Raw genomic sequence first — 23,692 nt, 5'->3', positions numbered from 1 at the left:
AATTGTATAATGCTTCGCCAGAAAATTTTAATCATGAAATAACTTTAATATATTTAAATTCTTTTACAGAATTACGCTGCCTTAAAGCCTCTGTAAGGATCTAGTATCAATCTTGAATTGCAAAAAGCGTGTTAAAAATAAAAAGATGAAATTGCAAATATATTCACTCCACAATTCCACCTCTTTTAAAAATTGTATATCATCAAGTCTCTTGATCCTCGCTATTCTACCAAATTAATAGCAACACATTATGTAGGTATAGGTTTATATTATTCTACATTTAAATACATGTGATATTGCCTATACTTTGTTATTATCATGTGAAACTAATTCACTATATATCTCTTTCTCTATATTTTTCAAGAGAATTTCCAACCTATTTTTTGTAGCTAGATTAAAATGTGGATTTAATTCTTTTATTATAAATTCAAGTATCTCAAAGCTTATGTACTCTCCTAATTCAAGTGAATATTGATCACCCAAGAAAGTTTTTAATTTTTTAGAGATCTCCACTTTATCCTTTTTGGTAATATTTACCCCATCCAATAACAAACCTCTCTTAGATTAGTCTTAAATACTAATTCAAAAAGTTTTTATAACATAATAAAAATATTTTGGAATTAATATAAATCATATAATGAAATTTTTACAAATAAATAAAAAATATACATCATAATCACTAAACAATTTATTAAGCATCATAAACATATATCGGCTCGTCATAAAGGCGTAAACATTTTGACCAATTTCCACATAACGCTTCCCATTCACCAGCAGGATATACTTCCGTACGCAATATATGAAGTGGTATACGTAAATTCAATAACCGACCACTAAGCGTCGTACGAGTAACTCCCGCTGGCATTAAAAACTTTGCTTCAATTACCTTTTTCAGTTCCATCAACGAGTATTCTGGATAACTCATCAATATTTCATTTGAATGAGGCCAGACCTCAGTATCATTTGAATGACGGCGTACCGTATACTCATGTTGATATAAGCCGACAATACGATGCCATATCTCTAAATGGGTAAATAAATCGCTATGTAAATCCCTTGCATATAAAAAATGTTCTTGTTTATTTGCTTCTGTAATTTTTGCAAGCAAACGTTTATTAGCAATACTCTTACCTGACCAAATTATTGTAGGTTCTTTCTTTAAATTATTTACCCATTCCCCCATTGGTAATAAATGATTCCAAGCACGAATTTTTATTTTTTCATCAGGTACTACCTGTACAGCAACGCGTTTACAACCTAATGCCATCATAGCCTTCATACGATGGGCACCATCAAGTAACAGATAATTACCATCACTAAGCTCAGATACTAAGGGAGGATTCCGTAAAACACCTTCGCTTTCCATTACACGACAAATTTGTTCCAATCTTTTGTGTTCATATGATTCATGAAAGCGAATTTGCTTGGGATGTAAGAGATCTAAGGCCGAAATAATTTCACTCATAAAAACAGCTCCTCAAATAATTACATAAATTCTAAGCTTATCAAATAACTAATTTTCTATAATGATTAGTCGTATATACCGATATTTAGCAGCTATTAGACAATTATTTCAAACTACGTTTATTAATTTTACTAGTCTTCTAATAAAACACCAATTTCATTTTCCCTAGCCCTTTGATAGTAATAAGCAGCAATGGCTACATCAAATATTGCCATACCCATTGGATTAAATAATATTGCTTTGTCATAAGGGAAATTTTGCAGTGCTCCTCGGATTACAACGTCAGCAATTGATATTGTATCTTCTTTTTGTAAACCTCTTTCAAGGTGCATTCTTTCAACATCAGTTTTTTCACGACAGACTTCTTCCCAATTATCAACAACTAGGGATTTTGTATATTCTAAGATATCAGGCTTAAAATCACGAAGAGAAACATTTAGTAGTAGCGCCCCATCTTTAGGTTTCTTATCAATATAACCTTCTGCAGAAACAGTACAAGTAATAAAAATATCAGCATCAATATAGGCTTCTTCATATGCATTAACCTTTTGAGTTTTAGAATAAATTTCCTCAGGAATTAATTCGTCTTTAATTCCATTAATATCATATAAGTAAACACTTTCGATTTTATCGCCTAATAGGGCAGTTACCATTTTTAAATGCATCTGACCAATTGGTCCAAATCCAATAATTCCAACTTTAATATGATTTAAATCTCTTAACTTGGCAAACTCTCGAATCATTAATCCTGTAACAGAAGCTGTTCGTATTACACTAACCATTGCTGTATTAAGTGTCGCAAATGGTTTCCCAGTCATAGCATCATTTAATATAGTAACTGAATGAGCACGTTGAATACCTTTCTCAATATTCTTTGGAAAACTAGCTATCCATTTGATTCCTGAAACCTTAAATTCTCCTCCAATATAAGCTGGCATAGCAATAATTCTATTAGCCGGATCATCAAAACGTAAGTATGGCTTAATTGGCTGAGAAAAATCTTCTGCATCAAGACTTTGTACTGCCTTTGAAATGACATTTATTGTATCTTCCCAATTAACACCCATTTCATTGATATGTTTAGTATTTAAATACATCATAATTGCTTCCTCATTTCTATATCATTTTTATAAAGAAACTAATTGGTCTTCTACTGATTTTTGTGTATTAAGCCATTCTACCCATTCTACGTTGTAAATAGTTGATGTGTAAGCTTGTCCATTATCAGGACACAAGAAAACAACATTAGGTGTATTTTGAACATCCCTATTTTCAAAATACTTTTGGATTGCATAATATGAAGTCCCTGATGATCCACCAGCAAATATTGCATGTTTATTAAATAGCTCATAACAACCTGCAACAGTATGAACCTCCGGTACAATAATTACATCATCAATCAATGCTTTCTTAACCATACCAGGTATCATACTGGCACCAATTCCTGGTATGTATCGTTTACGAGGCTTATCACCAAAAATAATGGATCCTTGACTATCTACCGCAATAATTTTAATATTAGGGAATTTTTCTTTTAATCGTGTAGATACCCCAGCGATAGTTCCTCCAGTACTCACTCCAATGAAGGCATAATCTAGCTGATTAAAATCATTAGATATTTCTCCACCAATTCCTTGATAATGAGCTTCAAAGTTATCGGCATTATTATATTGATTTGTCCAGTATGCATTAGGAATAGTATTTAAAAGTTCTTTCACCTTATTTAAACGCGTTAACAAATAGCCACCTGTTTCATCTCGTTCATCCACTTTAGCTACTTGATAGGAAGTTGCTCTCAAAAAATTCTCATAACTATCATTAATATTTGGATCAATAACTGGTATGAATTTTAGACCAATATACCTACAAAGAGTAGCAAGAGCAACCGCAAAGTTACCAGATGAAGATTCGATAATCGTAGAATTTTCAGTCACTTCACCGCGACTTATTGCTGATTTTAAAATATGGTAAGCAGCACGTACTTTAACGCTATTCATTAAATTGTAATATTCTAGTTTTGCATACAGATTAATCTTTTCATGCTCTAATTTAATCATAGGTGTGTTGCCGATTACCCTTTCTAAACTCTCTAATTTCTTGAGCATAATTTGCTTCCTTTCTTGATTAAAATCTAAAAAAATTAATTAAACATTTGCAAATTCAAATATAAATCACTTTTAAATAACTTATATTCAGGTTTACTTTAAATGTCCTTTCGAATGTAGCTCAAATAGAACTTATAGCTGAAAGACAATAAATGCTAGATTATTTAGTATCGGTAAGCTAAGCACCATTCAAGTACTGCCATAGCACTATTTAGCTTGTTTTCGGCTTGGGTAAATACAATACTTTTCGGTCCATCAATAACTGTTGCTGCTACTTCTTCACCCCGGTGTGCTGGGAGGTCATGCATAAAAGTAGCTTCCGGATATAAAGTCAAAATTTCCTCTGTCACTGCAAATGGATTAAATGCATCTTTCCATAAAGGATCTATTTTGCTTGTCCCTGTTGTTTGCCACCTTGTTGTATATACAACATCCACTTCACTAGGTAACATTTTTATATCATGACATTCAATAACTTTAGCACCAGAAAATCGTGCATATTCTTTTGATTTTTCAAGTACACTTGGGGACACTCCATAACCAGCAGGTGTAAAAAGATATAACTCTGTACCTGGAAAACGAGATAAAGAAAGAGCTAGAGCTGCTGCACTGTTATTACCTTCTCCCATATATAAAACCCGTAATCCAGCTATTTCACCAAATTTTTGTTTCATTGTTGTTAGGTCTGTTAGTGCTTGTGTTGGATGTTCTTCCGCACTCATTGCATTAATAACTGCCATACGACTTTGAGATGCCAGTTTTTCCATTTCCTTTTGACTATCTGCAGTTCTTGCTACTAGTCCATCCAGCATTCGCGAAAGTACTTGAGTAGTGTCTTCTATAGACTCCCCTGTATTTTCTTGCAAATCATTTGGACCATACGATACAATTTGTGCACCCATCTTTAATGCTGCAACAGAAAATGCCGATCGAGTTCTAGTCGATGTTTTACGGAAGTAAATCCCAATTATATTTCCAGCTAATATTTGATTAGGTTGCGATTTACCTGTGGCAAACTCTACCCCACGAGTTACAATTTGGTTAATATCACTATCAGTAAGATCCTCAAGAGTAATTAAATGTTTTCGAATAGCCATTATCATATTACCTCCCTTTTGAATAAGTGCATGTAACAAAAATGTATTTACGTATATATGTAAATAAAAACTATTAAAACAGCTAAGGTAAAAAATAATAGATTGCAAATATAATTCATGTGGATCCATTACCACACTTTTCTATATTTGTTTTTAAACTAATGTATAGCAGTTGACATATAGCCTATATGAACTCGAATGCTATTTTTACTCATACATACTTAAATATAATTCTATTGTTAGTCTATATTCTTATTTTTTATGATATAGCTCTGCTGAATATATTACACACTACAACGCCAAAAATATACTCAAAATACTGAATTTTCAGCTTTCTCAATTCTTTTATCAATTTTCTGTCAATTCATACTTGTATTCTCTTTTTTACTAATAATATACATACAATGTTGGCCGTTTCTTTTATAGCCCCATCTCTAAAAAACCCACCCATTCAAAAGTATCGTTTTCCAGATTGTCAGTTAAGATGCAAATTACTGCTGCAGTTATTAAAGAGCCCTCTTTAAAAGAGATATACTCCTTCTACTGGCTCGCTATTAGTAGTTATGATAATCTCTTAATTGTTACAACTACAACGTTAACAATTGTTATTTCAACCATTGATCTAAGTAAACAAACAATGAATGACATACTAATATATACACAAAGTAATCTATTAAGCGTAAAATGATTGCATATCCAGCAAGTTTAATTACTTATTCAGATCTTTACTTTTAGAATTTTCAAAATTAAATTCCCGAAAATTTTCTTTCCTTAGGGAAATATCGATCATTTTAAACTATGTAAGAATGCTTATCTTCTATAAAGTAATTACACAAATCAACAAAATCAATTTCAATTATTGATTCTGGAAAACTATCTAAAGAAGCACAACAAGAAAGCTTATAATCTTTACCAATAGTAAACTTTTTATAATAAACCTCATTAGATAGCATGTCACCATAAAATATTGTATTTTTATTAATAACAAAAGAGTTTAAAGGTATAGTTAGTCCTTTCCCTATCCATTTAACAAAACTTTCTTTTATAGTCCATAATTCATAAAACACATCTAATTGTTGTTCTACATTTAATGAATTTAAATAATTAAATTCTTCCTCAGTAAAAATATTTTTAATCATTGTAGTATCTATGGGCCGGACTTTTTCTACATCTATTCCTACTTCTTCCTCATGAATAGCTCCAACAACCCAACTTTCGGAATGTGATATATTAAAATGAAAATTATTTAACTCATCAACATAAGGCTTTCCGTATTCATTGTATTTATATTTAATATCTTTATTTTCTTTTGAGAAATTTGTAGTAATTAAATATCTTATTATAATATCTCCAATTAAGGCGCTATATTGATCGGGCTTTCTTTTATATTTCTGTATTTTCATCTGCTTTTCTTTTGAGACCAAACGCATAAGTTTCTGCATAATATGATGTTCTATATTTCCTGGCACACGTACCTTATATATATTCATTATTTCCTTCCCACCTAACATCTTATATAAATTTAAAAACTCTCAATGAACAATTCCTATTTATTTTTGATAGTAAAAAACATTTTCAGAGGATAATATTCTATTTCATATTTTCCACTTATTTTCCAATCCCTTTATATTTATTATTGAATGGGCTCAAAGAAAAAAGTCTCATAATATGTTATACACGAATTTATGAGACTTTTAGAAAACTAATAGTGTACAATTTTAAATAATATTTCACTTATTTACATGTGCTAATAAGAGCATTTGTTTAAAATTCATTTTTATACTCTTTACCAATTCATGAATATGCGGTTTCTCTAACATACTCAGATGGGAACCTGGCACTTGCAAAGCGTATACTTCCCCTGATGTATATTCATTCCATCTGTTATAATCTACTTGTGGGTGAATGTCATTAATAGATGCATTAAATAGAAAGATATCTGCTTTTATTTTTTGTTTACAATTATATTTTAGGTATGCATATCTATTAGCTATCATTACTTTTAACTTATTCATCATTGGATCTTCAAAATTTTGCTGACAACTATTTTCATTCAATGTAAATTTTTTCAGTAAAGATTCTATTAATTGTTCTTCACTCATTTGCTCGAAACTATTTTTCTCAATCCCTAACTGATCATTGAATTTTTCCAATTCTTCAAATGCATTCCTAATATTTAAACTAAGAATCTCCTTACCTTGTTCAATAGGATGAACATCAAGTAAACCTAGAAAACTAACTTTATCACCTAGTTCTTCTAATTTTCTAGCCATTTCAAATGCAACTATCCCTCCAAAAGACCATCCTAATAAGGTATATGGCCCTTCCTTTTTTACTTGTTTAATCTCTTCTATATATCTTACCGCCATTTCCTCTACAGATAAGTTTGGAAATCTACCATCATCATATCCTATAGATTGTAACCCATATACAGTCTTATCCTCTCCTAATTCTCTAGCCAAATCATAATAGTTTAATATACCCCCGCCTTGCCCATGAACAATGAACCATTGACTATCCTTGTTTGTTCCATTTTGAATTGGAATTAAACACTCACTGTCTATTCCTTTATTCCTACTTATTACATCACTTAATTGTTCAATAGTAGCCTTTTGAAATAATAAACTTAATGGCAGTTGCACATTAAACATTCTCTTGATATTTTCGAATAACTTTAATCCCTTAAGAGAATGACCACCTAATTCAAAGAAATTATCATTTATACCAATATTATTTACGCCTAATATACTACTCCAAATATCAATTAAACTACTATCTATTTCATTTCTTGGTGGTACATAATTACTATTGCTCATTGTATTTAGCTTTGGTAACTTGCTTCTATCTATTTTCCCATTTTGTGTTAATGGTATATTGTGAATTGTTATGAGTTGTTGAGGTATCATATAATGTGGTAACTTTGTTGCCAAATATGCTCTTACCTCTGGAATACTAATATCTTTTTCGGTAACTACGTATGCACATAAATACTTTTCTCCATCTTCATCTTCTTGATCTATTACTACGGCCGTTTTGATTGTCTCATATTTTAACAAACTCGCTTCTATCTCACCTAGTTCTATTCGATATCCCCTTATTTTTACTTGATGATCCACTCGGCCCAAGTATTCAATGTTACCATCAGGTAGCCACCTTGCTATATCTCCTGTTTTATATAGTTTCTCACCAGGTTCAAATGGATGATCAATAAATTTATCTGCTGTTAATTCTTTTCGATTGATGTATCCTCTAGCTAACCCTATGCCAGAAATACATATTTCTCCTGGAACACCTATAGGTTGTAGTCTGTGAAATGAATCCAATATATAAATTTTAGTATTTAACAATGGCGAACCTATCGGTACGTTTTGTGTTGTAATTTCTTTATCCGTCTTATATTGATAAGATGTACAACAGACTGTAGCCTCTGTAGGTCCGTATCCATTTAATATTTGGAGGTTCCCTCTAAATAGATGATCGTATTTTGCGAGTAATTCTGTTTTAATTGGTTCTACTCCTACAAGTAGCTTATTTAACACTATCTTCTGGTTATCTCTAACAAAATAATCATATATTTCATTTAATAAAGTAGGTGGAATATATGCTAAAGTGACCTGTTCCTCAAGAATGACTTGTACAAGTTTTGGTACATCAAACTTCTCACCTTGATAAATAGTCATTCTTGCGCCATATACCAATGGGACAAATATTTCAAATATGGTAACATCAAAAGAGATGCTACTAGAGAATAGAACGTTATCAGATATCCCTATATCTTGAGAGAAATCTTCATACATTGCACACACAAAATTCGTTAAGGATCGATGTTCAATCATTACGCCTTTAGGTTGTCCTGTAGAACCTGATGTATAAATAACATACGCTAAGTTGTGAGGTTCTATCATCATATGCATGTCTTCTCCTTGCTCTTCTTCAAAAGACATATCCATTAGATCTATTACACTACCTTGGAATTCTATCTCCTTTATAATAGAGTTTTGATGTACTAATACATGTGAACATCCACTGTCTATAAGCATATACTCCACTCTTTGTTTTGGTAAGTCAGTATCAATCGGTAAATACGCCCCACCTGCTTTTAAGACACCTAATATACCTATAACCATCTCGATAGAGCGTTCCATCATCACGCCAACAATGGATTCTCTTTTAACCCCTTGGTCTAATAACCTTCTCGCCAACCGATTAGCTTTTATATTTAACTCATTATATGTAATTCCTTTTTCATTACATACAACGGCTATTTGATTAGGGTTCCGTTTCACTTGTTCTTCAAACATTTTATGCACTAAAAAATGATTAGAATTTGAATTCTCTTTTTTGTTAAATTCATTCATTATACAATGTTCTTCTTCTACAGATAACATATTAATATTACGCAATCGTATTTTAGGGTTATTAGTTACTTCCTGAACTATATTTGTAAAATGTACCATTAACCTTTCTATTGTCTCCGCTTTAAATAACTTAGTACTATATTCTACTTTTAAATGAATGTTATTATCTATTTCCGTTGCTACTAATGACAAATCAAATTTTGAAACTGACTGTTTAAATTGATACGGTGTAAATTTTAATTCACCAATAGATATTGGATTCATATCCATATTTTGAAAAACAAACATGGTATCAAATAATGGATTTCTACTTGTATCCCTATGCAAGTCTAAATCTTCTAATAGTTCTTCAAAAGGATAGTCTTGATTTTCATAAGCTTCTAATGTATTGAGTTTTAATCTACTCAAAAACTCAATAAACTCATCGTCATTTTCTAGATAATTTCTCATTACCAAAGTATTAATAAACATACCAATCATATGATTAGTATCAGAATGAGACCTTCCAGCAATTGGTGAACCTACAATAATGTCTTCTTGACCTGTGTATCTAGATAAAAGTATGTTATAAATGGCCAATAAAATCATATATGGCGTGGTACCAGTTTCAGTTGCTAGCTTATTTACTTTAAAAGTTAAATCTGTTCCCAAATTAAAGGAACAAACCTTACCTTTAAAGCTTTGTATAGTCGGTCTTTGAAAATCGGTTGGGAAATTTAAAACCGGGAGTTCTCCTTTTAAAGTTGTTAACCAATAATTCTTTTGTTCACTAATTAGATTCTTATAGTAAGTTCCATTTTGCCACATCACATAGTCTTTGTACTGAACTCTCAATTTTGGAAGTTCATTTCCTTTATACAATTCTACAAACTCTTTTATTAATATCCCCATTGATAAACCATCAGAGATTATATGATGCATATCTACTACAAGGATATGTCTTTCTTCTGCTATCCTTAAAAGCAACACTCTTAATAATGGCGCTTTTGATAAATCAAATGGACTTATAAACTCATGTATTAAATAATCCGCATCTTTTTCATTTACATGAACGTATTTAATATTGAATTCTACATTAGGTTCAATTTTCTGCACTAATTCTCCATCTAAAATTTGAAAAGAAGTTCTTAATATTTCATGTCTTTGTATTAAAGATTGAAATATATTTTCAAACTTATCTTTACAAATATCCCCTTCTACTTTAAGTATTGTGGGCATATTATAAGTTGTATTTGTACCATCTTCGAATTGATCTACTATAAACATTCTCTTTTGTGACGTAGAAGCTAAATAATACTCTTGTTGTTTTATAGGTTCTATGGAAATATAATTACTTTTTTCCATTTCTAATATACATTTTGAAAAATCAATCAAAACAGGAAATTCAAATAGGGTTTTAATAGATAATTGCACATCAAATTCTTTATTAACAATAGAAATTAACTTAGCAGCCTTTAACGAATGACCACCTATCTCAAAAAAGTTATCCTGTATTCCTACCCTTTGAATTCCTAAAACATCTTTCCAAATCTCAACTAATTTTCTTTCTGTAGAATTTGTCGGCTCTATATGACTAGATTTTAAATTATAATTAGGTTGAGGTAATTTTTTTCTATCTATTTTTCCGTTTTGTGTTAACGGTATGTTTTGAATGGGTATGATCTGTTGAGGTATCATATAATATGGTAACTTTGTTGCTAAATATGCTCTTACCTCTGGAATAGGAATATCTTTTTCGGTAACTACATACGCGCATAAATACTTTTCTCCACTTTCATCTTCTCGCTGTATTACTACGGCGGTTTTGATTGTCTCATATTTTAACAAACTTGCTTCTATCTCACCTAGTTCTATTCGATATCCCCTTATTTTCACTTGATGATCAACTCGTCCCAAGTATTCTATGTTACCATCAGGTAGCCATCTCGCTATATCTCCTGTTTTATATAATTTCTCACCAGGTTCAAACGGATGATCAATAAATTTATCTGCTGTTAATTCTTTTCGATTGATGTATCCCCTAGATAACCCTATGCCAGAAATACATATTTCTCCTGGAACACCTATAGGTTGTATCCTATGAAATGAATCCAATATATAAATTTGAGTATTTAACAATGGCGAACCTATCGGTACGTTTTGTGTTGTAATTTCTTTATTCGTCTCATATTGATAAGATGTACAACAGACTGTAGCCTCTGTAGGTCCGTATAAATTTAATATTTGGAGGTTCCCCTCAAATAGATGATCGTATTTTGCGAGTAATTTTGTTTTAATTGGTTCTACTCCCACGAAAAGTTTATTTAACAATATCTTCTGATTCGCCCTTACAAAATAATCATATATTTCATTTAATAAAGTAGGTGGAATATATGCTAAAGTGACCTGTTCCTCAAGAATGACTTGTACAAGTTTTGGTACATCAAACTTCTCACCTTGATAAATAGTCATTCTTGCGCCATATACCAATGGGACAAATATTTCAAATATAGTAACATCAAAAGAGATACTACTTGAGAATAGAACATTATCAGTTATCCCTATATCTTGAGAGAAGTCCTCATACATTGCACACAAAAAATTAGTTAAGGAACGATGTTCAATCATTACCCCTTTGGGCTGGCCTGTAGAACCTGATGTATAAATAACATATGCCAAGTTGTGAGGTTCCATCGTTATCTGCAAATCTTCTACTTGTTCTTCTTCAAAAGGAATATCCATTAGATTTATTACACTACCTTGGAATGCTACTCCCTTTATAATAGAGTTTTGATATGTTAGTACATGTGAACACCCACTGTCTGTCAGCATGTATTCCACTCTTTGTTTTGGTAAATCGGTATCAATCGGTAAATACGCCCCACCCGCTTTTAAGATACCTAATATGCCTACAATCATCTCGATAGAGCGTTCCATCATCACACCAACAATGGATTCTCTTTTAACTCCCTGGTCTAATAACCTTCTCGCCAACTGATTAGCTTTTATATTTAATTGCTTATATGTAATTTCTTTTTCATTACATACAATCGCTATTTGATTAGGATTCTGTTTTACCTGCTCTTCAAATAATTGAGGAGCTGTTACAGTCTCACAAAGTAATGTTTTATGAACTCTAGTCGTATGATTGAAATCATATAATATTTGATTCTTTTCTGTTTTAGACATTACATCTAGATCTATTGCAGATTTATTTGGATCTTTCATTAATATATCTAAAATATTATATAAATGATTAACTATTCTACTAACTAATCCTTCACTATATAAAGTAGAATTGTAATCCACTTGAACCTTTAGCTGTTCTTCATTTTTCATAAACCTAATAACCATATCAGAGTTTATTTTATCTGTACTCTCATAACAATGAATACCATCTAACATTACTATTGTATTTAATAAGGGAAGATTATTACTCTCTCCACCTAGACTTAATAATTGAGTAAGTTTATTAAAAGGAAAATGACAATGTTCATTTGACTCTAAAATTGTTTCTTTAATTTTATATATTATTTCTTTGAAATTATCTTCTTGATTTATTTGAGTACGTAATAATAAAAAGTTGTTTTGAAAAATCGTCTCTTCTTGACCTTGCTTAAAAACTGGCATTCCAATTACTACATCATCCCTATCGGTATATCTACTTAAGAGATATTTCACACCTGATAATAAAATAGTGTACAGTAACATATCAGAATTATTGCTAATTGCTACAGCTCTCTTCGCAATATCCGATGGGAATTGACAATAATAACTTTCTTTAGAAGCCTGAATACTATTTAAAGACAGACAATCACAGGGAAATCTACTTAACTCAACATCACCTGATAACTTGTCTAACCAATATTCTTTTTCTTTTTTAAATTTTTCACTAGATAATAAAACCTGCTGGGTAAATTTATCAAGCATTTTTTCTTCCCACCATTCTCTATGATATTGATACTAAATACTACATATTTAGTGGTTATGTTCCCCATAGACCCATCCGTTTTATCATGAGGGGGCACAATCATACTCGTCATTGGGAGTTTTCTTCCTCGGTAATAAAACTCCCAATGACGACCAATTGGATTGCTACTTTAGCGATAGAAGTTTCAACATAAAGCATAGAAATGCACTTTTCTCTTACTCAGATACATCTCTTAATTTTTTTACTTCACAGATTTTACCCTATCTAGTATTTTCATAATTAACTCGCCCACGATGTCAGCTTGATGTAGTAAAAACATATGACCACCATTCACTGTTAGAAAATGAACCTCATTGCCCCATTCTACCCACTTCTTAGCCCCTTTTACTGTATAATTGGAGTCTGTTGTTCCACTAATTATGTATAGGGGCGCTTTCAACAATGTTGTGTCATCATTTATATAATTCTCAATGGCGCGAAAGTCTGATCGAATGACTGGAAGGATATAGTTTAAAAGCTCCTGATGTTGTAATACTTCATCCGGTAATCCTCCCAAAGACTTTATATAATCTATAAAGTCTTTATCATCTAAATGATTTGTTTTTCTTCTTATTTCCGGTGGATTCATAGCTGAGATAATAACATTTTTAGGATTTATACCTTTACTTTCTAAAATTTGAGCCATACGGTGAACTATAATTCCTCCCATGCTATGGCCAAATAATGTAACTTCTCCCTCTAAAATTGGTTGCATCTCCATTAAATATAAATTAACAAGATCATCTATGTTATCAACTAGTGGAGAAAGATTGGGACCATGGCCTGGGGGATCAAATGAAATAAGTTTTAGATCTTTCGGCAAATAATTCTTTAAAGGTAAAAAAGAATTCGAATAGCCCCCAGCATAAGGAACACAAACCAAATATTTGTTACTATTCAATCCTGGCGATAAATCTTTCATTAATTTTCTCAAGTGACTTCTCCTTTATTAAATAAAATTTTCATCAAATAGTTGTTTAGTCAAACAAATTATCAATTTCTTCATCACTAAGGTTTAAGGTTTCAAAATCTGATGAAGTAAATTCTTTTGTTTGCATTTGACAACAGGATTGGATATATATCTGTAGTCGTTCTAGATAATCTGAAAATAAATTTTCTACAAAATTCTTTTGAAAATGACTTGTACTAAATGTCACATGAATTTCTAAGTTTTTATTCTTAACCATGGCCACAATATCTAATAATGCAGTAATATGATTATCTTTTGATTGTTCACTGCCACTTTGATAATCAACAATAGTAAACCATCCATCTCCGAGAGAATTATCTATCTCCCCTAAATAGTTAAAACGAATTGTATTTTGAGTTAAATCTTTGCAAGAAGGAAACCTCTCTTTAAGAATTCCATATCCAATTCCCTTATTAGGTCTTTTACGAACTTCTTCTTTAACACTCTTTATTTGATTAGCAATATTATGCGAAACTTGTAATACAATAGGATACATCGTCGTAAACCACCCTACTGTACGTGAAATATCAAGATGCTCAAATAATTCCTCTCGACCATGACCTTCTAACTCAAATTTAATTTGATCTTGGTTTGTATATTTACCTAAATTTTCTGTCAACACAGCAAGTAACAACTCCATTGGCTGTGTATTGTAAGGCACATTTGCAGTAGTTAATAGTTTTCTTGTATCATCTGCATTCAATGTAAAGGTAAGAGTAGTACAACTTTCAACAGTACTATTTTCTTTTTCTCTATTAATTTGAAAATTATTATCTAGCGTGTTATCTATGGATTCCCAATAATCTAATTCAGCACGTACTAAATTAACGCCTCGACTATTTAAAACTTCAGACCAATCTTGGAAAGAGTTAGTTTTTAATGGTAGCGATGGAACTTCTCCTAAATACAAGCTATTCAAACATCGATTTGCATCTTCAATTAAAATACGCCAGGACACAGCATCAACAATAAGATGGTGTGCAGTTAATAACAACAACTGTTGATCATTTGAAAGCTGGAATAAGGCCCCTTTAAATAATGGTCCTACATTCAAATTTAAACTTCCTTTTAACTCTTCACCTTTTATATGAACCTGATTCAAAGCCATTTCAATTGGAATTTCAGACAAATCAAACATGGTAACCTTAGAATCAACAATGGACATATCTTCGTCATAATAGAAGTAATCCTGCTTATCCTCATACCTTAACCGTAACAAATCATGATGATGCATGATCGTATTTAACATCTTATTAACATATTCTTCTTTAACCGGCTTCTTCAAAGACAGTAATACCGATTGATTCCAATGATGCGGGTTCTTAAACTGTTGATCAAGGAACCAACGCATAATAGGAGTAGGCTCTACCTTTCCTGTTACCAATGTTTGTGAGACTGTAACATCTTTTTGTTTAACTAACATTGCTGCCAATTCACTTACAACTGGATAATTTAGTACATCTTTAACTCTAACTTTCCATCCCAGTTCTTGTAATCTAGCGCTCACTTGGATCGCTTTAATAGAATCTCCACCTAAATGATAAAAATTACTATGCAATTCGATCCTATCAGTCTGTAATATTTCCTTGAGAACTTCACTAACCATTCCAGTAACATCTTCATCTACTTCTTCTAAACGAGTATGGTTAGAACCGTTATTTAACATCGGATCTGGCAACGCTTGACGATCTACCTTTCCATTGATAGTAAGCGGTAGCTGATCCATATAGATAAAAAATGAAGGAATCATATAACTTGGTAGCATATGCGAAATAAAGCTGCGTATTTCTATATTTTGAACACTGTCTTTCAAAACAATGTAAGCAACTAGATGGTTTGAATTATCCTCACCTTGCCAATTCACCACTACTACATCTTTAACAGACTTGTGTTGTAACAGTGCATTCTCAACTTCCCCTATTTCAATACGATATCCTTTAACTTTCACTTGAGAATCCATCCGTCCTTGATACTCGATTAATCCATTTGGCAACATGACAGCTAAGTCACCACTTCGATACATCTTCTCACTCGAAATAAATGGATTGGATAAAAAACGTTGCGCTGTTAAATCCGGACGATTTAAATAACCTTTAGCTACCCCATCACCCGATATATAAATTTCTCCTTTTACACCAATAGGAACCGGCTGAAGATTCTTATCCAATAAATATATTTGAACATTATCAGCTGGTGTACCAATTGGTACGGATGCTCTTCGATCTAGATCTGGATCATAACGATGAATCATACATCCAACCACAGTTTCAGTTGGTCCATATTCATTAATTATTTCAACTTTACCGCTAAAAAGATCATATATCTTTTCGGCTACTGAGGTTTTCAAATCCTCTCCACCCACAATCAATCTGCGAAGAGATGAAACTCTTGGGGGTGAATAGTTATTTAACAATGCTAAATGTGAAGGCGTAACTTTCAACACTGTTACTACATTTTCCTTGAGTATTTTTGACAAAATAAACTCATCTTCATTATCATGATATATTACTAACAATAAACCACTTATTAAAGGAGTGAATATTGAAGTTACTGTTAAATCAAAAGAAACGGATGAATATAATGCAAAAACATCATTTTCACTACTAATATAGTTCTTTTTAGCCCAGGAAATATAGTTAACCAATCCACATTGAGTGATTACAGTTCCTTTAGGATTCCCCGTGGTTCCAGAGGTATAAATTATATATATTGGATCATTTGGTGCATTTACTAGGTTTAGATTGGCATTATCTCCTTCATAAAGTTTCTGATCACATATATTAATTTTCTCACCTAAATATTCTAAATTACCCTCATTTGTATAGTCAGTTAAAAGTAATGTTGTGCCGCTATCATTCAAAATATAACGAATTCGGTCCTCTGGGTAGGAAGGATCTATAGGCAAATATGTACCTCCAGCCTTAATAACTCCCCAAATTGCAATTACTATCTCAAGTGAATGTTTAGCTAGTATACCCACGACTTGACCATTTTTGACTCCTTTTTCTCGTAACTTTCTTGCTAACTGATTAGATTTCTTATTTAATTCAAGATAAGTCATTGATCTATCAGCATGTTGAATTGCTATTTTTTCTGGTGTCTGTTTTACTTGTTCTTCAAATAATTCTTGAATAGTTTTTTCTTTCGGATACACAACAGCTGTATTGTTAAATTTCTCTAACATAAACTTTTGCTCATCATCCGATAACAAAGATAATTCTTTTACCGATTGATCTTCATTACGTAAAACTTGTTCTATTAAAGCTAAAAACCTCTCATGCATACAATTGATTTGATCTTCTTCAAAATCCGCCACTTTATAATCATATTGAATTTCTAAACCTTCATCTGCCCATTCCTTAATAACTAACTGCAATGAATAGGCTTGGTAACCACTGTAAAACTCCACGTTTTCTAAAGAAAATCCATCAATAGTATTTTTAAGTTTTGTATTATAGTAATTCACACTATATTGAAATAAACCATCGTATCCTTTACTAGTCAATTGCAAGTCTTTTACCAATAAGTTATAAGGATAACGCTGGTGAAATAGACATTGTTTTATTTCATGATTTACTCTTTTAATGAAAGATAGAACACTCTCACCTTCATCCACATTTAACCGTAACGGCATTGTGCTAGTAAACATACCCACTATTTTCTTTTCTAGTACGCCGGAACGATTTAGTACAGGAGATCCAATAATTATGTCTGATTGATCATACATTTTATGAATATAAATAAGCATAAAGGTTGAAAATAATGTATTCATAGATATTCTATGTTTTTGTATAAAAGACTGTAGTGCAACCGATTTTTCTTTTTCAATTAAAAATATCTTTCGTTTCCCTTCTAGAGAATGAGATGTTTTTGATAAAAAGAAATCTGGCAGATTCATAAATTTCTCATTCCAATAATTCTTATTTTTTACGTATCGAGGGGATCCCAGATATTTCTCCTCTGCTTGTAAATAAGACAGATAAGTAGATTCAACCGTATCATTTATATGCTCATCATTCTTTAACTTAGAGTAGAAATCGATAATTTGACTCGTCATAAGTTGGATTGTCCAACCATCAGCTATAATATGATGAAACTTAACAAAATAGGAGCTTTCTACATCACTTATTTTCAAGAGCACAAATTCAAACAGGGGGCCTCCTTCAAGTGGAATTTGTTTTTGAAATTCATCCTGGGCCCATTTTCTAGCTTCTAAACTTGGATTATGGTGATTAGAAAAATCAATTAAACGTATTGGTGTAGGTTCAAATGGTGATATATATTGGTGGGGTTCTCTATGTTGTTGAAAAATCCGTAGACGTAAACCATCATTTTTCTTAATGAATAATTGAATTGCTTTTTCTAAAATTGTAAAATTAATTTCCCCATTAATAAGAACCATCCCTCCGATGTTATACATAGATGTGTTTGGATAAATTTGTTCATTATACCAAACTCTTTTTTGTGGATGCGTAAGAGAATGCTTTACAATTGTTTGTTGCATATTTCCACTTCCCCTCTATCCACATCCGTTGGTGTTTCCGGAAATTGTATATTAATATAGTGAGGATAAGGATTTATATTCTCAAGGTTATGTTCTAAAATTAATATTCCATTTTCGTTGCTAGTTTCCTTAAATCCAGCTAATCGGTACGTAACAAACATCATACGGTTACGGTCAGTCTGTCGAAACTCAGCCAAAAAGCGTTTACCTGCCTGTTTTGTTCTTTCCATTAGATATGTGAGGAGTATAGTACCAACGCCACGGGACATTACACGACAAGACATGAGAAGAAGTTTTAGGCAGTCGGCTTCCTCCGTCCTTTTTACAAGTGTTAAACCAATCTTCCCATAGGAGCCATATTTATCTGATAACTCACAAACTAATAATAAATAATCTGGATGATTACGATAATAGTTTAATTCATCATAATCATAGGTAATACCAGTCGAATTTAATTGATTCGTACGTACTGTTAACTCCTCTGCACGCTGCAAATCTTCCTCACGAGCCTCACTAATCACAAAATTCATCCCAAGTGAAGCTAAAAATTCTTCTTTTGGGCCTTCATATTCTTCTTCATCCTTCGTTCTCTTAAGATTTTCTAAATACATCAGTCTTCGACGACGTGAGTCTTCTGTAATTCTTTTTGGTTGTAGTTGTGGCAAGTCTAATAACGACTTATATTCATTTACATGTATACACAGGATATCATTGTGAACACTCTGTACTTCCTCTAATTCAAAAGGTTGGTCATCAATGAACGCAAAAGTATCAATACCTATGTTTAAATTTTTACTAATTTTCTCAATGGAACTAGATTTAGAGTTCCAATGAATCTCTGGATATAAAAAGTACTCTTCTATTCCAAATTCCCGTAATTTAGCTATTGCATCTTCGTAATTATTTTTACTAGCAACTGATTGCAGTATTCCACGTCGATCTAATTCACATATAATTTCATAAATTCCAGGTTTTAAAGTAACTGTGCCACTCTCTAATAAAACACCATCCCAAATTGTACAATCTAAGTCCCAAACAACACATTTAATTTCCTTACTCATGATAATGCCTCCTTTGTTTTATTCATTTTCACAGTTCCCATCTCCATCACTATAAGCTTATCTGCTAAATGAAAATATTGATCGTCGTGAGTAATAGCAATAATACATTTACCCTTCGCTCGCATTTGAGGTAACAATTCTTCATAAAAGAAGCGTCTATAACCAGGATCTTGATCCGCTGCCCATTCATCAAATAAAAGTATTGGTCGATCTTCCAAATACGTAACCAGCAATGCCAACCTTTTCTTTTGTCCAGTTGATAGTTGCGTAGTAGTAAAACGCCCATTCTCAATACCAACCTTGTCACTCAGTTGGAGAAGTTCTAAATAATGATCAATTTCTGCTTTCATTCCTTCTGTATTAATTCCATATAGCCTATCAAAAACATGAAAATCACTAAGGATAGCTGAATAGTATTGATTCAATTCCTCTGGAGCTATTTCTTTTCCATTTAATAAAACGTTACCTTCATTAGGTTCATATAACCCAGTAATCAGTTTTGATAAAGTAGATTTTCCACTCCCATTACCACCAGCAATAAAGACTATTTCTCCAGAATTAAACTCCATGTCTATTGGACCAATACCAAAACCAGTAAAATCTCCATCTTTATTCTTATACTTATAACTTACATTTTGTAGCTGCAAACAAATTGGCACATCTAAGTACTCTTTTGTTGTAGCGATTTGCTCATTTGCCTTTATATGATCTACACTCTTCACCATTTGTTGAATACGTTGCCAAGAAATACGTACATTTACGAGCTGAGGGATACCGCCCAGTATTTCATTAACTGGACCTGTCATATACAGAAAAACAATTACATAGTTACTTATCGTCTCTTTTGGCATATTAACAAAAATTTCTGGAAATACGAAAACTACAATACCAATAACAAAAATGAATAATAGTTCTCCCAGAACAAACACATTTGCAAATTTAATATCTCCTATCGTTCGTTTAACACGATAGTTATTACAGCTTTCATTCATAACTTCTCGAAAATCGTTTCGTTTTCCAGTATGAAGCCTAAGCTCTTTGAAACCATGCCTTAAATCACCAATCAAACGAAAATATACATTCTGAATATCTCTTGTTTCATTCCAAACTTTATCTGCTTGTCGTCCGATCAGAGAATATACCCCTGCAGTAATAAAGATGATACACAAGGATAGTAAAAAGGCATACATATTCATTACACCAAGATAGAGAAAACAAAACAGTAACGTTAATAAACTTGTTCCAGCAGTAACTAATAGATTGAGAGAACGAGAGATAACTTCCGTATCGTTATTTAATGTCGCCTCTATTCGGCCCTTCTCAATCAACTCCAATTTATAATAAGGAGTCTGTAACAACTTATCTGTTAATTCCATCCTTTTTTCATAAACTAGCTCGTTTGTATACGATACAATGCTAGTTCTAATAATACGTTGTGAAAAGACATACATAACGATTCCAAGTACAAAGTAAAACAACAAGCCATTTTCCAAATTATTTGATCTAACAAACGTTTCATTAATCACAAAAATGAGAAAGGCATTACCAAATCCTGATATTAATCCCAAAACAATTAAAGTCAAAAGCGACTTTCCCTTTTGTCTTGGAAAACTAAGATTTAAGAATGTATGGATAACATAGGCCAAACCCACCCCAGCAATTGCATATATTGCAAGTACAACAGTTGAAGGAGCCCAAACTTTTATAAATGCCCACGGAAGCCCTCCAAACAAGAGATTTGGTAGTTGATAAAGTGCATAAATCATTAGCCCATATATCGCAACAACTAATACCATATGTAACCATGTTTTTCCCGTTGGTAATATAAATTTTCTTTTTCTAAAAATAATCTCTCTGATTAAATGAAATAACATGACCAATAACGTTAGTAAACACAAAGATGAGATCACAAATAAGGCTGTTCCTATTTGATCTGTTTTCTTATATTCATCATAGAGTAGCGGTTTAACTTCTTTATCTATCATCATATTTAAAAGACTGCTACCGATATAGTAAGTGTAATTACTATTCAGATTTGCTAATACTACGACCCCTATCTGTTCCTCATCACGGAAACCAATATACGATGAATAATTTGGGTTACTTCCACCATGTGAAATTTCCCCTCCACCACTTTGATAGACCTCCCATCCAGCTGCATATGAAGCTCCATTGCTATCTGGGGCAACCTTTCTATTCGCTTTATGAGAATCGTTAATCAATTCCTCCGGAAACATCCTAGGCTTTTCAACCCCAAGCTGTAATTTTAACCATCTTTCCATATCATTTATATTTGAAATAAAATATCCAGCCGGTGTATTCCCCCTATAATTAGGAGCGTCATAGGGTAATGATTGTAAGAAATTACGCTTGTAACCCTGGGCCATGTTATCTAATGGGGCCATCTCACGTCCAGCGTATGTATTCAATAAATCCAACTTTGATAGCACATGATCTTGAACATATCTTTCAAATGATTGATTAGTTGCCTTCTCGATTACTAAGCCTAATAGATCGTAGTTAACCGTAGAATATTCAAAACTGCTACCCGGCTCTCGGTTTAGTCCTATTGGCATAACATTTCTAATCGTTTTCTCAATAGAATCTTTGCCATTGGTTATAGGAATATATCCAATGGCCTTTTCCGGTATTCCACTAGTGTGGTGTAATAAGTCATAAAGTGTAATTTCATAAGGTTTGCCTTTATACTCCATTTCAAACCATGAAACATATTTAGTTAAAGAATCACTAAGTTTAATTTTCCCTTCTTTTTCTAGCTGCAATACAGCTAATGCCGTAAAAGCTTTTGAAGTAGAACCTAGCTCGAAAAGCGTCTCATTCGTAACTTGACGTTTTTTGTCTGTATCGGCATAGCCATAATTCTTCTTATAAATCGTTTCATTTCCTTTTACAATTACTACTGAAAGTCCAGGAATACCCGCTTGAGATATTTGTTCTTCTATATGCTTCTGTATTTTCTTCTCATTAAACTGTACCGTTTCCTGTGCTTCCACCTGTCGATAAGGGAGTACTATTAAAGTCATTAAAATGATAAACTTCAACCATATGTTTAACTTCATATTTTTAGCCCTCTTTTAGTTAACTTGGATTAACTTTTCAATTTTCTTTTTAAATGGTTGCACAACATTTTGACCAATACGTTCAATTTCATGCTCACTAATCTGAGAAGTAATAAGAAAATAATTTGCCCCTATTTCCCAAAAATCAGTTAACGTCGAGATGACTTCCTCATAACTACCAACTATAGAAATTGAATTAGATGGGTTAACTAAACTTAGACCTCCCCAAAGATGATCATCTATCCACATACTATCTTTTGTAATTAAATCTTTGTATCGGCGAAGTCCAACAGAATCTGCATTATCTAAAAATAGCTTAGTCATCCTCTTTAAGGCTGCTGGTGTTCTCTCGAGTAATTCATATGCTTCTTCATATGCTTCTTCCGAAGTCTCACGAGCAATGATGTCTACTAAAATAGCACCTGGAATTTTCTCGCGCCCATATTGCTTAGCGTAATTATTAACTGTTTGATAGTGTTCTCTAAGACTTTTGCGGTCTGTTGCATAAAGTATATAAGCATCACCATATTCTGCAGCTACTCTCATTGCCTCCTCGGAGGACCCCGCTACAAAGTAGCGGGCACTTCGAGAGAGATCTTCCTTTGGATAAATATCACTATTTTCTACTTGATAAAACTCACCTTTATAGCTAGTTACTCCTCGTCTTAATTGTTGTAACAGCTCAATATATTCTTTTGTCCTAGCATATCGAACATGGTGCGATTCTGGTAATCCATCACGCGCAAGGACAAGCGAGGCACTACCAGTTACAATGTTAATATCTGCACGATTACCAATTAAACTATTTAAAGTATTCAATGCTTTTGCTGTTACGGTAGGAAGCATCTGGTTTGTATTTTGCGCAACCAAAATCTTTACAAACTCCGTATTCATTCCAATCATAGACGCTGCTATCATTGGATCAACAGAAGTTGGTGCAATCGAAACCAATACCGAGTCAAAGTTATTCTTCTCAGCTCTTTTAGCTTGATTAACATATTCCTCTAGAAGTTCTTTTGTTTGTGGCGTTGGAATAACAGGTAATCCCCAGCAAAACTCAACTTTTGACGGAACTACTTCTTTATTAATCATGTTGTTCCCCT

General features: G+C 32.4%; 12 protein-coding genes. All 12 read right to left on the bottom strand.

Going from position 1 to position 23,692, the window contains the following annotated elements; translation table 11 throughout:
- Window positions 1-300: 300 nt before the first annotated feature.
- The 12 genes from V7S45_RS27950 to V7S45_RS27895 all read right to left on the bottom strand — a co-directional run bounded on the left by V7S45_RS27950 (window position 301) and on the right by V7S45_RS27895 (window position 23,681).
- Window positions 301-552: a DUF2164 family protein gene (locus tag V7S45_RS27950; protein ID WP_000923221.1), complete on the bottom strand. Its 252-nt coding sequence runs from the start codon at window positions 550-552 to the stop codon at window positions 301-303.
- A 139-nt stretch (window positions 553-691) separates the two neighbouring features.
- Window positions 692-1,465, bottom strand: a complete 774-nt coding sequence (locus V7S45_RS27945; RefSeq protein ID WP_326265666.1) for a ParB N-terminal domain-containing protein — start codon at window positions 1,463-1,465, stop codon at window positions 692-694.
- Window positions 1,466-1,596: 131 nt separating this feature from the next.
- On the bottom strand, window positions 1,597-2,565 hold the full coding sequence (sbnB, locus tag V7S45_RS27940; RefSeq protein WP_342762106.1) for a 2,3-diaminopropionate biosynthesis protein SbnB: 969 nt from the start codon (window positions 2,563-2,565) through the stop codon (window positions 1,597-1,599).
- Window positions 2,566-2,592: 27 nt separating this feature from the next.
- Complete coding sequence (gene sbnA / locus V7S45_RS27935; RefSeq protein ID WP_089607883.1) at window positions 2,593-3,570, bottom strand: 2,3-diaminopropionate biosynthesis protein SbnA; 978 nt, start codon at window positions 3,568-3,570, stop codon at window positions 2,593-2,595.
- Between the two features lie 164 nt (window positions 3,571-3,734).
- The gene (locus tag V7S45_RS27930; protein ID WP_001007707.1) at window positions 3,735-4,667 is read right to left on the bottom strand and encodes an ornithine carbamoyltransferase; all 933 of its coding nucleotides are present in this window, start codon (window positions 4,665-4,667) and stop codon (window positions 3,735-3,737) included.
- A 791-nt stretch (window positions 4,668-5,458) separates the two neighbouring features.
- Window positions 5,459-6,157 carry a 4'-phosphopantetheinyl transferase superfamily protein gene (locus V7S45_RS27925; protein WP_088346279.1) on the bottom strand — a complete coding sequence of 233 codons (699 nt, stop codon included), beginning with the start codon at window positions 6,155-6,157 and terminating at the stop codon, window positions 5,459-5,461.
- A gap of 240 nt (window positions 6,158-6,397) precedes the next feature.
- Complete coding sequence (locus tag V7S45_RS27920; protein ID WP_342762105.1) at window positions 6,398-12,934, bottom strand: amino acid adenylation domain-containing protein; 6,537 nt, start codon at window positions 12,932-12,934, stop codon at window positions 6,398-6,400.
- Window positions 12,935-13,176: 242 nt separating this feature from the next.
- Window positions 13,177-13,908, bottom strand: coding sequence for an alpha/beta fold hydrolase (locus V7S45_RS27915; protein WP_232732766.1), 732 nt, complete (start codon window positions 13,906-13,908; stop codon window positions 13,177-13,179).
- A 43-nt stretch (window positions 13,909-13,951) separates the two neighbouring features.
- Complete coding sequence (locus tag V7S45_RS27910; RefSeq protein WP_342762104.1) at window positions 13,952-18,448, bottom strand: amino acid adenylation domain-containing protein; 4,497 nt, start codon at window positions 18,446-18,448, stop codon at window positions 13,952-13,954.
- On the bottom strand, window positions 18,430-19,509 hold the full coding sequence (locus V7S45_RS27905; RefSeq protein WP_342762103.1) for an HAD-IIIC family phosphatase: 1,080 nt from the start codon (window positions 19,507-19,509) through the stop codon (window positions 18,430-18,432). The genes V7S45_RS27910 and V7S45_RS27905 overlap by 19 nt, the downstream gene beginning before the upstream one ends.
- Entirely contained in the window at window positions 19,506-22,589 is a 3,084-nt protein-coding gene (locus tag V7S45_RS27900; protein WP_342762102.1) for a cyclic peptide export ABC transporter, read from the bottom strand. Before V7S45_RS27900 ends, V7S45_RS27905 begins: the two co-directional genes overlap by 4 nt.
- 15 nt (window positions 22,590-22,604) lie before the next feature.
- The gene (locus tag V7S45_RS27895; RefSeq protein WP_088346287.1) at window positions 22,605-23,681 is read right to left on the bottom strand and encodes an LLM class flavin-dependent oxidoreductase; all 1,077 of its coding nucleotides are present in this window, start codon (window positions 23,679-23,681) and stop codon (window positions 22,605-22,607) included.
- Window positions 23,682-23,692: the final 11 nt, after the last annotated feature.

The sequence above is a fragment of the Bacillus sp. BR3(2024) genome, assembly GCF_039134555.1.
In the GTDB taxonomy this organism is placed as follows: Bacteria; Bacillota; Bacilli; order Bacillales; family Bacillaceae_G; genus Bacillus_A; species Bacillus_A cereus.
Note: the sequence above shows the minus strand (reverse complement) of the source record. Positions and strands in the feature narration are given on the sequence as shown.

What these genes read in the sequence shown, in the direction of transcription:
- V7S45_RS27945 (WP_326265666.1), bottom strand. Translation starts at nt 1,465, where the DNA reads ATGAGTGAAATTATTTCGGCCTTAGATCTCTTACATCCCAAGCAAATT.
- sbnB (WP_342762106.1), bottom strand. Translation starts at nt 2,565, where the DNA reads ATGATGTATTTAAATACTAAACATATCAATGAAATGGGTGTTAATTGG.
- sbnA (WP_089607883.1), bottom strand. Translation starts at nt 3,570, where the DNA reads ATGCTCAAGAAATTAGAGAGTTTAGAAAGGGTAATCGGCAACACACCT.
- V7S45_RS27930 (WP_001007707.1), bottom strand. Translation starts at nt 4,667, where the DNA reads ATGGCTATTCGAAAACATTTAATTACTCTTGAGGATCTTACTGATAGT.
- V7S45_RS27925 (WP_088346279.1), bottom strand. Translation starts at nt 6,157, where the DNA reads ATGAATATATATAAGGTACGTGTGCCAGGAAATATAGAACATCATATT.
- V7S45_RS27920 (WP_342762105.1), bottom strand. Translation starts at nt 12,934, where the DNA reads ATGCTTGATAAATTTACCCAGCAGGTTTTATTATCTAGTGAAAAATTT.
- V7S45_RS27910 (WP_342762104.1), bottom strand. Translation starts at nt 18,448, where the DNA reads ATGCAACAAACAATTGTAAAGCATTCTCTTACGCATCCACAAAAAAGA.
- V7S45_RS27905 (WP_342762103.1), bottom strand. Translation starts at nt 19,509, where the DNA reads ATGAGTAAGGAAATTAAATGTGTTGTTTGGGACTTAGATTGTACAATT.
- V7S45_RS27900 (WP_342762102.1), bottom strand. Translation starts at nt 22,589, where the DNA reads ATGAAGTTAAACATATGGTTGAAGTTTATCATTTTAATGACTTTAATA.
- V7S45_RS27895 (WP_088346287.1), bottom strand. Translation starts at nt 23,681, where the DNA reads ATGATTAATAAAGAAGTAGTTCCGTCAAAAGTTGAGTTTTGCTGGGGA.